The organism is Shinella zoogloeoides, from assembly GCF_033705735.1.
In the GTDB taxonomy this organism is placed as follows: Bacteria; Pseudomonadota; Alphaproteobacteria; order Rhizobiales; family Rhizobiaceae; genus Shinella; species Shinella zoogloeoides_A.
The window spans coordinates 1,169,299-1,182,197 of the sequence record NZ_CP131130.1 but is presented as its reverse complement, the minus strand read 5'-3'; the positions used below and the strand labels follow the sequence as shown (position 1 = coordinate 1,182,197).

14 protein-coding genes are annotated in these 12,899 nt (G+C 65.5%); 12 read left to right on the top strand and 2 right to left on the bottom strand.

The genetic code is table 11. The features are described from left to right. Nucleotides 1-360 carry a hypothetical protein gene (locus tag ShzoTeo12_RS06160; RefSeq protein WP_242222660.1) on the bottom strand — a complete coding sequence of 120 codons (360 nt, stop codon included), beginning with the start codon at nucleotides 358-360 and terminating at the stop codon, nucleotides 1-3. Between the two features lie 240 nt (nucleotides 361-600). Here ShzoTeo12_RS06160 and ShzoTeo12_RS06155 point away from each other — a divergent pair, with 240 nt between their 5' ends. The 3 genes from ShzoTeo12_RS06155 to ShzoTeo12_RS06145 all read left to right on the top strand — a co-directional run bounded on the left by ShzoTeo12_RS06155 (nucleotide 601) and on the right by ShzoTeo12_RS06145 (nucleotide 7,248). Further along, nucleotides 601-4,953, top strand: a complete 4,353-nt coding sequence (locus tag ShzoTeo12_RS06155) for a strawberry notch-like NTP hydrolase domain-containing protein (RefSeq protein ID WP_242222659.1) — start codon at nucleotides 601-603, stop codon at nucleotides 4,951-4,953. Further along, nucleotides 4,953-5,999, top strand: a complete 1,047-nt coding sequence (locus ShzoTeo12_RS06150) for a toprim domain-containing protein (RefSeq protein ID WP_242222657.1) — start codon at nucleotides 4,953-4,955, stop codon at nucleotides 5,997-5,999. Before ShzoTeo12_RS06155 ends, ShzoTeo12_RS06150 begins: the two co-directional genes overlap by 1 nt. A 313-nt stretch (nucleotides 6,000-6,312) precedes the next feature. After that, entirely contained in the window at nucleotides 6,313-7,248 is a 936-nt protein-coding gene (locus tag ShzoTeo12_RS06145; RefSeq protein ID WP_242222655.1) for a DUF2493 domain-containing protein, read from the top strand. 10 nt (nucleotides 7,249-7,258) lie between these two features. Here the strand turns inward: ShzoTeo12_RS06145 and ShzoTeo12_RS06140 are convergent, their stop codons facing one another. Continuing rightward, nucleotides 7,259-7,819: a flavin reductase family protein gene (locus tag ShzoTeo12_RS06140; protein ID WP_242222653.1), complete on the bottom strand. Its 561-nt coding sequence runs from the start codon at nucleotides 7,817-7,819 to the stop codon at nucleotides 7,259-7,261. A 334-nt stretch (nucleotides 7,820-8,153) separates the two neighbouring features. Between ShzoTeo12_RS06140 and ShzoTeo12_RS06135 the strand changes: the two genes are divergently transcribed. The 9 genes from ShzoTeo12_RS06135 to ShzoTeo12_RS06100 all read left to right on the top strand — a co-directional run bounded on the left by ShzoTeo12_RS06135 (nucleotide 8,154) and on the right by ShzoTeo12_RS06100 (nucleotide 12,835). Then, a complete protein-coding gene (locus tag ShzoTeo12_RS06135; protein WP_242222651.1) occupies nucleotides 8,154-8,321 on the top strand; it encodes a hypothetical protein in 168 nt (55 codons plus the stop codon). A 144-nt stretch (nucleotides 8,322-8,465) separates the two neighbouring features. Then, nucleotides 8,466-8,906: a hypothetical protein gene (locus ShzoTeo12_RS06130; protein ID WP_242222649.1), complete on the top strand. Its 441-nt coding sequence runs from the start codon at nucleotides 8,466-8,468 to the stop codon at nucleotides 8,904-8,906. A 579-nt stretch (nucleotides 8,907-9,485) separates the two neighbouring features. Beyond that, nucleotides 9,486-9,815 carry a DUF736 domain-containing protein gene (locus ShzoTeo12_RS06125; protein ID WP_311936199.1) on the top strand — a complete coding sequence of 110 codons (330 nt, stop codon included), beginning with the start codon at nucleotides 9,486-9,488 and terminating at the stop codon, nucleotides 9,813-9,815. A gap of 189 nt (nucleotides 9,816-10,004) precedes the next feature. Beyond that, nucleotides 10,005-10,247: a helix-turn-helix domain-containing protein gene (locus tag ShzoTeo12_RS06120; protein ID WP_026227536.1), complete on the top strand. Its 243-nt coding sequence runs from the start codon at nucleotides 10,005-10,007 to the stop codon at nucleotides 10,245-10,247. A gap of 126 nt (nucleotides 10,248-10,373) precedes the next feature. Beyond that, nucleotides 10,374-10,637, top strand: coding sequence for a DNA -binding domain-containing protein (locus ShzoTeo12_RS06115; RefSeq protein ID WP_242222647.1), 264 nt, complete (start codon nucleotides 10,374-10,376; stop codon nucleotides 10,635-10,637). A gap of 119 nt (nucleotides 10,638-10,756) precedes the next feature. After that, nucleotides 10,757-11,047 (top strand): transcriptional regulator domain-containing protein, encoded by a 291-nt coding sequence (locus tag ShzoTeo12_RS28230; RefSeq protein WP_376717665.1) that lies wholly within the window; start codon nucleotides 10,757-10,759, stop codon nucleotides 11,045-11,047. Continuing rightward, nucleotides 11,022-11,516 carry a DUF2285 domain-containing protein gene (locus tag ShzoTeo12_RS06110; RefSeq protein ID WP_242222645.1) on the top strand — a complete coding sequence of 165 codons (495 nt, stop codon included), beginning with the start codon at nucleotides 11,022-11,024 and terminating at the stop codon, nucleotides 11,514-11,516. Before ShzoTeo12_RS28230 ends, ShzoTeo12_RS06110 begins: the two co-directional genes overlap by 26 nt. A 138-nt stretch (nucleotides 11,517-11,654) precedes the next feature. Continuing rightward, complete coding sequence (locus tag ShzoTeo12_RS06105; RefSeq protein WP_066115913.1) at nucleotides 11,655-11,936, top strand: helix-turn-helix transcriptional regulator; 282 nt, start codon at nucleotides 11,655-11,657, stop codon at nucleotides 11,934-11,936. An 11-nt stretch (nucleotides 11,937-11,947) separates the two neighbouring features. Next, entirely contained in the window at nucleotides 11,948-12,835 is an 888-nt protein-coding gene (locus tag ShzoTeo12_RS06100; RefSeq protein WP_242222643.1) for a replication initiator protein A, read from the top strand. Nucleotides 12,836-12,899: the final 64 nt, after the last annotated feature.

The window sequence follows — 12,899 nt, the reverse complement described above, 5'->3', positions numbered from 1 at the left end:
CTACCAGACAGCCACTTCCCATTGCCCGTTGACGCGCGCGAAGCCGACTGGCCGGTTCTGCGGCGTAGCGTTCGCCCGCGTGGAATCCATCGTGAGCTGCGTCATGCACGTCACGCCAGGACCAACACCGCCCGGCGAACATTCCCCGAGCTTGAGCGTCGCATTGGCCAGCGACGTCCCCGTGAAAAGGCGATGGCGACGGACGGCCGCGATGGCCTCGTCCTCGGTCGGCTGTGCGACACCAGCGACAGCGGCGGCTGATGCGCCGCCGGGCGTGATCACCGGGCGGAGCGCGAAGCCTGCGCCAAAGCCCACTACGAGGCATCCTCCGGCCACCATGCCGATCACACTTCCCTTCATCACCGTCTCCCTTCGGGGCCTCGCTCGGTCGGGCGGACATGCGTCCCCGATCGCCGGGGCCGAGTTTCGCCATGTGCTGGATGGAGGAGTGTAGCGCCGCACGGCCCACCTCGGAAGGCCGCGCGGTCAGGCGGTCATACCGCGCGCCAGAGTGAGAGGTTGGCCGGGACGGGTTCGAGCCGGTCCGGTCGAGAGAGAGCGCCGCCGGTTCGTCCCAATCCGCTCTCCGAGGTTCTTCCCATGACGATGATCCCTGCATCAGCGGCAGCTCCGCTGGCAGCGCCGCTTCCCCTCAGCGGTCTCCCTGATCCTTCTGCTGCTATTTTCCGAGCCGCACAGCTCTTGCTTCCCCATCTCGAACGCGGTCAGCGCGTCGATGCGCAGATCCTGCGCGCCGCCATGGAAGCGGCGTTCGGTGCCTCCGATACCACGGGCGCCTGGGACTGGAAGTCAGCCTACGAGGCCTGCGAGGTCGCGACGGTCCTCTTCCTCCGCAAGTACGGCAATGCGCTTTTCCGCAAAGCCGGCTCTCCGGCCGCCGCGCTGCCGATGCTGGCGAAGATCGCCACCCTTCTTCCCACCCACACACGGCGATCGGAGGAGAGCCAGTCATTCCAGCAGTTCTCGACGCCGCTTCCTCTCGGCGTCGCCGCGCTAACCGCTGCGGCGATCACGCCTGCTGATCGCGTGCTGGAGCCCTCTGCCGGCACGGGACTCCTTGCCGCCTTGGCGGAGATTACCGGCGGCGCGCTCATGCTGAACGAGCTGGCCGACACTCGCGCCGACCTCCTGGCATCCCTCTTTCCGGCCATCGCCGTCACCCGCTTCGACGCGGCCCAGATCGACGATCATCTCGCGCCGGACAGCGTGCCCAGCATCATCCTGATGAACCCGCCGTTCTCGGTGATGGCGAACGTGACGGGCCGGATGGCCAACGCCGCCTATCGCCATATCGCCTCCGCGCTGGCGCGACTGGCCAATGGCGGGCGGCTGGTGACGATCACCGGATCGAGCTTCTCACCGGATGCGCCCGCCTGGCGCGACGCCTTCGTCCGACTTCAGGAACATGGCCGCGTGGTATTCACCGCCGCGATCGACGGTGCGGTCTATGCCAAGCATGGCACGACCATCGACACTCGCCTGACCGTGATCGACAAGGCCCCGGCGGAAAACGCCGTCGCATTCCCGGCATCACCAGGCGTTGCACCCGACGTCGCCACCCTGATCGGCTGGATCGGCGAGCATGTTCCGGGACGTTTGCCGGTCGATACCGGCATCTCGGTTCCCGCCGCCGTCCCGGCAGCCGCGCCGAGTACCGTTCGCGGCTATCTCGCGCGCGCCGCCACATCTTCTCCCCTCCGCACTGTTAGCGAACCCGAAGGCGTCGAACTCGCCTATGAGATCGTGGACTGGACGCCTGCCGAAGATGGCCGGATCACCGACGCGATCTATGAAGACTACGGGTTGCAGGCGATCCGTATCCCCGGTGCTCAGCCCCATCCGACCAAGCTGGTGCAATCCGTGGCGATGGCCTCGGTCGCGCCGCCCAAGCCGAGCTATCGGCCCCGGCTGCCGGCGAACATCGTCAATGATGGGCTCCTCTCCGACGCCCAGCTCGAAACCCTCATCTACGCCGGCGAGGCGCATGCCGACTTCCTCGCCGGTTCGTGGACGCTCGATGAGACCTTCGACGTCGTCTCGGCCGCGCCCGACGATGCGCCGAACGCCGTGCGCTTCCGCCGAGGCTTCATGCTCGGTGACGGCACCGGTGCCGGCAAAGGCCGCCAGTCTGCCGGCATCATCCTCGACAACTGGATGCAGGGGCGCCGCAAGGCGGTGTGGATCTCCAAATCCGACAAGCTGCTGGAGGACGCGCAACGTGACTGGTCGGCGCTCGGCATGGAACGGCTGCTGATCACGCCGCTATCGCGTTTCCCGCAGGGCAAGGACATCACGCTCTCGCAAGCCGTCCTATTCACCACCTATGCCACGCTACGGTCCGACGACCGCGGCGAGAAGCTTTCCCGCGTCAAGCAGATCGTCGAATGGTTGGGCTCCGACTTCAATGGAGTGATCATCTTCGACGAGAGCCACGCCATGCAGAACGCCGCTGGCGGCAAGGGCGAACGCGGTGACGTCGCCGCCTCGCAGCAGGGCCGCGCGGGCCTCCGGCTCCAGCACGCGCTGCCGAATGCGCGCGTCGTCTATGTCTCGGCGACCGGCGCGACCACCGTCCACAATCTCGCCTACGCCCAGCGCCTTGGTCTCTGGGGCGGCGAGGACTTCCCGTTCTCGACCCGTGCTGAATTCGTCGAGGCGATCGAGGATGGCGGCGTCGCGGCGATGGAAGTGCTGGCCCGCGACCTGCGCTCGCTCGGTCTCTACACTGCCCGCTCACTCTCCTATGACGGCGTCGAATACGAGCTGGTCGAGCACCAGCTCACGCCTGAGCAGACTGGCATCTACGACGCCTATGCCGGGGCATTCGCCGTCATCCATAACAATCTCGACGCGGCGATGCAGGCAGCGAACATTACCGGCGACGGCGGCACGCTGAACCGGCAGGCCAAGTCCGCCGCCCGCTCGGCCTTCGAATCCGCCAAGCAGCGATTCTTCGGCCATCTGCTGACGTCGATGAAGACCCCGACCTTGATCCGGTCGATCGAGCAGGACCTGGCCGACGGCCATGCCGCCGTGATCCAGATCGTGTCGACCGGCGAAGCCTTGATGGAGCGCCGTCTCGCTGAGATCCCGACGGAGGAATGGAACGACGTCCGGGTAGACATCACTCCGCGCGAGTATGTTCTGGATTATCTCGCCCACTCCTTCCCGGTGCAGCTCTACGAGCCATTCACCGACAGCGAGGGCAATCTGTCGTCGCGGCCGGTGTTTCGCGACGGCCAGCCGGTCGAGAGCCGCGACGCCATCGCCCGCCGTGACCGTCTGATCGAACGGCTCGCTTCGCTGCCGCCGGTCCCCGGCGCGCTCGATCAGATCGTCCAACGTTTCGGCACCGATGTCGTGGCGGAGGTGACGGGACGTTCGCGCCGGATTGTCCGCAAGTCCAGCCCCGGCGGAATCGATCGCCTCGCCGTGGAGAACCGCGCCGCCTCGGCCAATCTCGCCGAGACGCAAGGCTTCATGGACGATCAGAAGCGCATCCTGATCTTCTCCGACGCCGGCGGCACCGGCCGCAGCTATCACGCCGACCTATCGGCGCGGAACCAGCGGCTGCGCGTCCACTATCTGCTGGAGCCGGGCTGGAAGGCCGACGCCGCCATACAGGGTCTCGGACGCACCAACCGGACCAACCAGGCGCAGCCGCCGCTGTTCCGGCCGATCTCGACCGACGTGAAGGCAGAAAAGCGCTTTCTCTCGACCATCGCCCGTCGCCTCGACACGCTGGGCGCGATCACGCGCGGACAGCGCCAGACCGGCGGCCAGGGCCTGTTCCGACCCGAAGACAATCTGGAGAGCTACTACGCCCGCGACGCCCTGCGGCAGCTCTACCTGCTGCTGGTGCGCGGCAAGGTCGAGGGGTGCTCGCTCCAGATGTTCGAGGACGCCACTGGTCTTTCGTTGATGGATTCCACCGGCATCAAGGACGAACTGCCGCCGATCACCACCTTTCTCAACCGGCTGCTGGCCCTGACCATCGAACTTCAGGGCGTCCTGTTCACGGCGTTCGAGCGGCTGTTGAACGCCAAGATCGAAGGCGCCATCGCGTCGGGGAGCTACGATGTCGGGCTGGAGACGCTGCAGGCCGAGAGTTTCATCGTCACCGATCGCCGGACGATACACGTTCATCCCGGCACTGGGGCCGAGGCTCGGCTGCTGACCATCACCCAGCGCCAGCGCAACCGGCCGGTAACGCTGGTCGAGGCGCTCGATTGTCTCGATGGCCCCGGCGCGAGACTGCTGATCAACGAGCGCTCGGGCCGCGCAGCCGTGCAGATACCGACCACCAGCATCATGCTGGACGATGGCGAGATCGAACGTCGCGTGCGGCTGATCCGGCCGATGGAGGCGCAGAACGTCCCCATTAAGATGATGGGCGAGACCCACTGGGTCGACGCCGATCAGGCCGGTTTCACCGCGGCATGGAACGCTGAGGTGGCCGAGGTGCCGGAATATGCCGACAGCACCATCCATGTCGTCAGCGGGCTGTTGTTGCCGATCTGGAAGCGGCTGCCGAATGAGTCGACACGGGTCTATCGGCTCCAGACCGACGACGGCGAGCGTATCGTCGGCCGCCGCGTCTCTCCCGCCTGGGTGGCCGGCGCGCTTGCCGCCAGCACATCGACCCTGACGCCGGACGACGCCTTCATGGCGCTGATGGACGGCAAGACCGTGCTCGATCTCACCGAGGGTCTTCAGCTTCGCCGCGTCCGGGTCATGGGCGCCAATCGAATCGAGCTGTCCGGTTTCACCGACGCCATGCGTGACCGCCTGCGCGCCTACGGCCTGTTCCACGAAATCATCTCGTGGACGCTGCGGATGTTCGTGCCGACCGATGCGACCGGCGCTGCGATCCTGGCGAAGGTGCTGGAGCGCTATCCGGTCGAGCGCATCGGTGAGCGGGAGGCTGCGTGATGGCACGACAGGACGCTTCCGAACTGGCAATCCGTCTCGGCCGACAGGCAGAGGCGGTGTGCCGCCATTATCTCTCCGCCGGGCATCGCGAAGGCCGCTATTGGCTGGTCGGCGACGCACGCAATACCCCCGGCCGCTCGATGTTCGTGCGGCTGAAGGGCGGCGAAAACGGCAAGGGCGCTGCCGGAAAATGGACCGACGCCGCCACTGGCGAGCATGGCGACCTGCTCGACGTCATCCGCGAGAGCTGCGGCCTGGTCGACTTCAAGGACGTCGCCGATGAGGCGCGCACCTTCTTGTCAATGCCGCATCCCGAACCGGACCGTCCGCATGGCGGCGAGCGCAAATCACCAGCGCCGACCGGATCACTGGAAGCGGCACGGCGGCTCTTTGCCATGGCGCAGCCGATTTCGGGCACGCTCGTAAAGACGTATCTGCGCACACGCGGCATTGCGGATTTGCACGGAACCGGAAGCCTTCGCTTTCATCCCCGGTGCTATTACCGGCCCGACGAGCATTCCCCGACCGAGACCTGGCCGGCGATGATCGCATCGGTCACCGATCTCGCCGAGCATCAGACCGGCGCGCATCGCACCTGGCTCGCCCCTGACGGCTCGGACAAGGCCCCGATCGACACACCGAGACGGGCGATGGGCGACCTCCTGGGACACGCCGTTCGCTTCGGTGTGGCGGGCGAAGTGATGGCGGCGGGCGAAGGCATAGAGACGATGCTGTCGCTCAGAATGGCGTTGCCCACCATGCCGATGGCGGCGGCGCTCTCGGCGGCGCATCTCTCGGCCATCCTGTTCCCCGACACGCTGCGCCGGCTCTACATCGCCCGCGACAATGATCCGGCCGGCGACGGTGCGATGACGACCTTGATCGAACGGGCGAACGCCGCCGGGATCGAGGCGGTCGTGGTATCTCCGCGCCTGGGCGACTTCAACGAGGATCTCCGCCTGGCTGGTCTGGACAGCCTCCGGGCAGCGGCCCGGGTGCAGATCGCGCCCCAGGACGTCGCACGCTTCATGGCGCTGGCGGCATAGGCCGACAGGAGAATGCAGACGGCGGGAGCGCCGTCGTCGGCGTCGCTCGGATGATCTTGATGTCGGAGAGAACCGCGCCCCGGCCTTCGAGAGGGCGATCGGCCAGCAAACGGCCCGGACCCGCAATGCCTGCGGCGGACTATTTTCCGGCGGCCCTGCGGGCCTTTCCATCGCGAGGCAAAATAGCCCGCCTTCGTCATCCTCCGCTGTGCTCCGGCCCTCCGCCTCGCTGCGGGTGCAGGTCCGGCCCGCCCGCCGGCTTTCGTCGCCATGAAGGCCGCGAGGGTCGCGGTCGAACCGACGGAGCATCCCGATGAGCGAGCACGACGACTACGAACCGCACCACGCCTCTTCACCCACCGACCATGTCCTCAGCGAACTCCAGCTTTACGGCTACCGTCCCTTCACGGATGAACCCGATCCCCGACCGCTTCCGGAAGGCGACCATGTCGCCGGCGCCATCGCCGACATCTTTGACGCCCTGATCGTCACCTTTGAGGACACCCGCCTCGAGCCCGACCTCGACGATCTCCTCTGGTCGACGGTCAACGTCTTCCACCGAGCCACCGACCGGATCGAGCGCGAGCTGGACGACAACGAGCAGGCGCAGCGCCGCGGCCAGCGCGAACAGGACGGCAGCGAAGTGAAGGCCGTCGAGCTGGAACGCCTGACGGCCGAGGGCCAGACCATGATCGAACGCCGCAACGCCTTCGAGCTGATGCGCGACCAGGCCGCCGAGCACTACGAGCGCCACACCGGATCGAACTGGCGACCGCGCAGCGGATCGATGGTCAACCACCGCAACCTGACCTCGGCGATGATTGACAGCCGCGACTTCCTCGCCGCGAAGAAGCGGGCCGACAATCAGGTGCTACTACCTGCCGGTGCAAAGATCGCCTTTACCGGTGGGCTCGACTTCAACGATCACCACCTGATCTGGGCCAAGCTCGATCAGGTCCACGCCAAGCACCCCGACATGGTGCTGCTGCACGGCAAGTCGCCGAAGGGCGCCGAGAAGATCGCGGCCAAATGGGCCGACGCCCGCAAGGTGCCGCAGGTCGGCTTCGCCCCCGACTGGACGAAACACGCCAAGGCCGCACCGTTCAAGCGCAACGATCAGATGCTGGACGTCCTGCCGATCGGGGTCATCGTCTTCCCTGGCACCGGCATTCAGGACAATCTCGCCGACAAGGCGAGGAAGCTCGGCATCCCGCTGTTCGACTTCCGCCCGAAGGGAGGTGGCGCGTGAGCGCCGCCTCTCACAGCATCTCGGGTCGAAACAGCGATCTGCGGCTGATGACCTTGCCGGACACCACGAACACGCCATCGCCGGTGTAATGCAGCGTCTCAGGATGCTTTGGCGACGTGGCGACATGCACCTTCACCACCTCGAAGATGAAGAAATTGTACTTGTCGACCAGCGCGTCGTCGTGAAGGCGGCATTCGAAGCTGGCATGGCATTCGCCGATCAACGGCGCATCGACCTTGCTCGCCTCTTGCCGCGTGAGATTGAACTTGGCGAACTTGTCGATCTCGGCCCCCGACGTGTTGCCGATCCCGACCACGGTATCGGTCAGCGCCGTCGTCGGCAGGTTGATCACGCACTCCCGGCTCTCGCGGATCATGCGGTAACTGTGATTGCCGCCGGAGATCATCAGGCCGACCAGAGACGGCGAGAATTCCAGGATCGTGTGCCAGCCGAGCGTCATAATGTTGGTCGCGCCCTGCCACTTCGACGACAGCAGCACGATCGGGCCGGGCTCCAGATAGCGCCGCACCTGGCTCACCGGGAAATCGCTCTTCTTGGGAAGCTTCGGCACGGGCGTTCTCTTCGGCTGTTGCGCTTTGCATGACCATACCGGCCCGTTTCGGCAGCATCACGACTGGGAGCACGGCGGCGATGCTATGGAGTGAAAGCATTGAGCGGGAAATCCCATTGTGGCCCCGGTCAAGGCGGAAAACCATCTGCCGCTTCCATTGCGCTAATCCTTGGTCCAGCCGCTGGCCTGACGCCATCAACCCGTAAAGGGTCGGCTATGCGAGCATGCCGCCGCTCCAGCTTCGCCTACGCGGTGATTGCGGCCATCGGCCGGACACATCGGGCGCCTGTCGCGCGGGAGATGGTCTCCCGCCTCCAAGACAGGAGCCGGTCACATGTCCCTCAATCAAGCTCACGCCTTCGCCTTCAGCCTCGCCACCACCCTCATGGTCTCGATCGTCATCTTCCAGGCCGGCGACGGCACCATGGGCGTCATGCCCGCCGGCGAATATGACGGCGAATTCGCCGCCATCGTTCACGAGATCGATCCCTTCGCCCGCTGACCGCGGGCAAGGCGTCGCGACTGCAAGCGGGAATCCTACGGGATTTCCGCTCCCGTCCCGCCTTCTCTTCGGCTATACTGGCAACGCGCCGTGGTGGTGGTGGAGGCGCGACCGTCAGACCTCTATCTCACGGAGAACACCACCATGGTTTTCATCGGCATCCTCTCCAGCATCGTGGCGATCGGCGCCCTGTGCTGGCTTCTATTCACACTGGCTGTCTTCGCGCTTCCGTTCTTCGCGGGCGTCAGTGCCGGGACTTGGGCCTTCCAGACCGGCGCCGGTTGGCTCGGGGCAATCCTCGTCGGCCTCGCCGCCGCCGCGCTGACGCTCGGCCTCGGGCAGTTCCTGCTCGCCTTCATTCGTCCGCTCTGGATACGGCTCGCGATCGCACTCGCCTTCGTCGCACCCGCGGCGCTCGCCGGCTACCATGCGACACATGGCATCGTGAAACACACCATGCCCTCCGACACCTGGCGGATCATCTTCTCCGTCATCGGCGCAGTCGCCGTTGGTGTCACGGCGCTGATTCGGGTGACAGCAATGGCCGCGCCCGGGCCAACCGGGCAGAACGTCGCGCGCGCCTGACATCGTTGCCGGCGGCGGCAGGACGGTGGGTTGATGTCTTACGTGTCGCGCTCTTCGTCGGCAGGGTCGTTCGCAATCGCGTTGATCGGATCAACGGCTAACCCAACTGACGCGCCATGCCCTCGGTGACGGTGCTGGGGGCAATGCCCTGACGGCGCGTCCAACGACGGTGCGAGTGCTGAGAGGGGGCGATCGCGTGGGCGACGGGCAGGAGCCGGCGGAACGGAGCGTCCGCCGGAGCTGGTTTGAACCGCGGTGTCAGGCGTCGTCACGGTCCATCGGTTCGGGGTGGTCGCCGCGTTCTCCTGTGATGCGTCTCTGTCAGGTCGACCGCTCCAAAACGGCCTCTTCAATGGGCTGATCTGGCCGAAGGTCGGCTGCGCCTCGATCGCCTATGCCGCAACAGCGGCGTCGAAACTTTCTTCCCCTGCCGGCTGCGCCGTCATTCCTCGCGAGCCAAGAAAGCCCCTCCTTTGCTGTCAGGCCCCTGCGGGGTGCGCCGTCAATCGCCTCCGGCCTGTCGATCGCCATCGAGGCCGCAATGGTGCGGGCTCGGAACAGAGTTCAAGGAGAACTACCATGGCGACCATCGGCACCTTCAAGAAGACCGGCAACAACGAGTACACCGGCGAAATCGTCACCCTCAGCCTGCAGACCAAGAACGTCCGCATCGTCTCCGAGGCCCGCGCTACCGGAGAGAACGCCCCCAGCCACCGCGTCTTCGTCGGCCGCGCCGAGATCGGCGCCGCCTGGTCCAAGACCTCCAACGAGGGGCGCGCCTATCTGGGCCTGAAGCTCGACGATCCCAGCTTCAATGCCCCGATCTACGCCAACCTCTTCGACGACGATGAAGGCGAAGGCTTCAGCCTCATCTGGTCCCGCCCGAACGGCCGCCGCAACGGCGAGTAGGACCAGCGCGACGCCCCGCCCGGACAATCCGGGCGGGGCCAAACGCCTGACGGTGGAGCGAATCACCTCTGGTTCTGGACACCAGAATCGCGCCCGCTAAAGCCAGAACCGCTGGTCTTTTCTAGCAAGAGCGACTATTATAGCCGTAGTTCTGGCGTACGCGTAGGTCCGAGTGGGAGGTGATCATGCATGATCACCGCCCGACAATCACGGGCCGCACGCGCGTTGCTCGGCTGGACACAGGAGACGCTCGCTGACAAGGCCCGGGTATCACTGACCGCGTTGAAGCGCCTTGAATCCGACAGCGGGCTCGAGGTGTACGAATCAACACGCGATCAGGTCCGTCGAGCCTTTGAAGGCGGTGGCATCGTCCTGCTCAACTCCGGCCAAAGCGTGGGAGTGATGCTGGTTGGTGACAAGGACAACCCTTGACGACTTTTTCGGGCGAACTCGCCCGACCATCCTGATTTTGCGTCAAACCGCGGCGGTATGGCGCGGGATATCATTACAGTTAACAAACCGCTCCAAATTGGATACGAATGACTCGTGGGGCTCATCGTGACCAACGCAGAATATCTGGACGAACCGCCGCTCGGCGCGGCGCTCACCGCCTATGACCAGGCGCATCTGAAGTTGTACCTGAGGCTGCTCGACGCCGAGGCGGACGGCGCGACCTGGGAGGAAGTCGTCGAGCTTCTCTTCGGCCTCGATCCCGCAGCGGACCCCGACCGTGCAGCGAAAATTCATGCCGCACACCTCGCTCGCGCGAAATGGATGACCGAGAACGGCTTTTGCGAGCTTCTCGGCCCCCGCCTCCATTGAGGTGATGCAGAACCTGCATCACGTTGATCCGACTTCGTTCTTCCCACGCCACGCTCAACTTGGGATCGTGATCGCTGCTTGACTCGCGTTGCGTCATAATTTCGCGGAGGCGGTGGAGGATGTCCGAAGATGAAAGTTGGCGGTCTGAGACCGCCTACAACTATATCGACAATCTAACTCCGGGTAACCTTGCCTGGGAATTTCTGCGCCGAAACCCCGACTACCGGAAAGCCTATCAGGAGCTTGTGTCCAGCGGCCGACTCTCACTCGAAACGGCCGAAGAATTTGCGAACCTATGGGGGTTGCGATTTCGGCGCCGACCCTCTCATCGCGGCTCATGCCCAGCAGATTTTTTGGACCCCTCAAGTCGATCCGTCGGCAATAATGTTCGCCGCAGGTCCGCGCCCTGAAGGGTTTTCCATCACTGCCGACGAGTTACGCCTCCGTACCATATTCCAGCACGACCCTGCTCATCTCAGGCTCGATATCTGCGGCGAGCAGTATGACGTCACGCTCGCGGACCCGCAGGACGAGAACCCGCTCGCGGCGATGGTCATGTTCGATGACCTCACACCGGATCGACAGACCGCGCTGACCCGGTTCTGGAGCGCGATCAAAGGCAAGCGCGTCCCGAACGACCCTCGAATGACGCCTCAGCGCCGCGAGCGCGCGCGCCAAATGCTGCGTGCGGTCGATGGACGTCGTGCCGGCGCGACATATCGATCGATCGGGGAGGTTCTGTTCCCTGGTCATAAAATCGACGCCGCCTCCTGGGCCGGGGACGCGCTGCGCGAAGTCACGATCCGGCTGGCGCGCGACGGCGTGAAACTCGTTGAAGGCGGCTACCGCTCCCTCCTGCGCCGACCCCGCCGATCATAGCCCGCCATCGACCGCCTGCGGCGTGTCGAAACTAGATTCCTATCTCCGACATCGTCCGACCCACCGTCTTCACGCCACCGTGCTCTCGAACCGCCGCCTGACGGCAGCGGCCCCCGATGAGACCACGGAGGCTCGACAATGGCCGATACGACCGCCGGCATCCCGCCACGCTACCTGCGCACGCAGGAGGCCGCTCGCTTCCTCGGACTGTCCGAGCGCACACTGGAGAAGCACCGCACCTACGGCACCGGCCCGGCTTACAGGAAGCTCGGCGGCCGAGTCGTCTACGCCATAGAGGATCTCCAGACGTGGGCCGATCGCGGCCTCGTCAGTTCGACCTCTGATCCGCGCGGCACGGTGCTCCCCGCCAAGCGGCAGGAGCCGTCGGATCGCCGCTTCGCCGGCCGCCAGCCGCGCTGAGACGACACGCCATGTCGTCCCGTCACACACAGCACGACGAGCGTGCGCAGCTCGATCTGTTCCGGGCGCTGTCCGGCGATCTCGCGCCGCGCGACGCGCAGGACCTCATGGCCTATCCGTTCTTCTCGCTTGCCAAGTCGAAGCGCCTGACGCCGATCGACTTCAAGGCGGGTTCGGTGAAAATCCGTGTCGAAGCCGTGCCCGAGCACGGCATGGCGACGATCTGGGACGCTGATGTTCTGATCTGGGCGGCCTCACAAATCGTCGAGGCCCGTGACGTCGGCCTGCGCCCGTCACGCCTGATGGCGACCACGCCTTACGAGATTCTGAACTTCATTGGACGCGGTGTCTCGCTGCGCGATTACGACCGGCTGAAGGCCGCGCTCGACCGCCTCCAGTCCACCACCATAGCGACCTCAATCCGCCAGCCGACCGAGCGGCGGATGCACCGCTTCTCCTGGATCAATGAATGGAAGGAGCGAGCCGATCACCGCGGCCGCCCGCTCGGGCTCGAACTGATCGTGCCGGACTGGTTCTACGGCGCGGTCCTTGACGACGCGCTCGTCCTGACGATCGACCGCAACTATTTCAGGCTGACCGGCGGTCTGGAGCGCTGGCTCTACCGCCTCGTGCGCAAGCACGGCGGCAAGCAGGAACACGGCTGGAGCTTCGACTTCCCGCATCTCCACGCCAAGTCCGGCAGTCTCTCGCCGCTCAAGCATTTCGCCTACGACCTGCGCGACATCGTGCGCCGCCAGCCGCTGCCGGGCTATCGCCTGACCATCGAGCAGTGCCTCGGCGGCCCCGAAATCCTGTTCTTCGTACCCACCGATCCCGACGCGCTCGGCATCCCGCGCCGCCGTCGCCGCTCGACAACTCGACCTGGGGATAAGCTGTGAATCATCTCGTGCTATCAGGGACCGGCGCTATCGTGCCATCGGGGACCGGACTCTCGTGCTATCG

What these genes read in the sequence shown, in the direction of transcription:
- ShzoTeo12_RS06160 (WP_242222660.1), bottom strand. Translation starts at nt 360, where the DNA reads ATGAAGGGAAGTGTGATCGGCATGGTGGCCGGAGGATGCCTCGTAGTG.
- ShzoTeo12_RS06155 (WP_242222659.1), top strand. Translation starts at nt 601, where the DNA reads ATGACGATGATCCCTGCATCAGCGGCAGCTCCGCTGGCAGCGCCGCTT.
- ShzoTeo12_RS06150 (WP_242222657.1), top strand. Translation starts at nt 4,953, where the DNA reads ATGGCACGACAGGACGCTTCCGAACTGGCAATCCGTCTCGGCCGACAG.
- ShzoTeo12_RS06145 (WP_242222655.1), top strand. Translation starts at nt 6,313, where the DNA reads ATGAGCGAGCACGACGACTACGAACCGCACCACGCCTCTTCACCCACC.
- ShzoTeo12_RS06135 (WP_242222651.1), top strand. Translation starts at nt 8,154, where the DNA reads ATGTCCCTCAATCAAGCTCACGCCTTCGCCTTCAGCCTCGCCACCACC.
- ShzoTeo12_RS06130 (WP_242222649.1), top strand. Translation starts at nt 8,466, where the DNA reads ATGGTTTTCATCGGCATCCTCTCCAGCATCGTGGCGATCGGCGCCCTG.
- ShzoTeo12_RS06125 (WP_311936199.1), top strand. Translation starts at nt 9,486, where the DNA reads ATGGCGACCATCGGCACCTTCAAGAAGACCGGCAACAACGAGTACACC.
- ShzoTeo12_RS06120 (WP_026227536.1), top strand. Translation starts at nt 10,005, where the DNA reads ATGATCACCGCCCGACAATCACGGGCCGCACGCGCGTTGCTCGGCTGG.
- ShzoTeo12_RS28230 (WP_376717665.1), top strand. Translation starts at nt 10,757, where the DNA reads ATGTCCGAAGATGAAAGTTGGCGGTCTGAGACCGCCTACAACTATATC.
- ShzoTeo12_RS06110 (WP_242222645.1), top strand. Translation starts at nt 11,022, where the DNA reads ATGTTCGCCGCAGGTCCGCGCCCTGAAGGGTTTTCCATCACTGCCGAC.
- ShzoTeo12_RS06105 (WP_066115913.1), top strand. Translation starts at nt 11,655, where the DNA reads ATGGCCGATACGACCGCCGGCATCCCGCCACGCTACCTGCGCACGCAG.
- ShzoTeo12_RS06100 (WP_242222643.1), top strand. Translation starts at nt 11,948, where the DNA reads ATGTCGTCCCGTCACACACAGCACGACGAGCGTGCGCAGCTCGATCTG.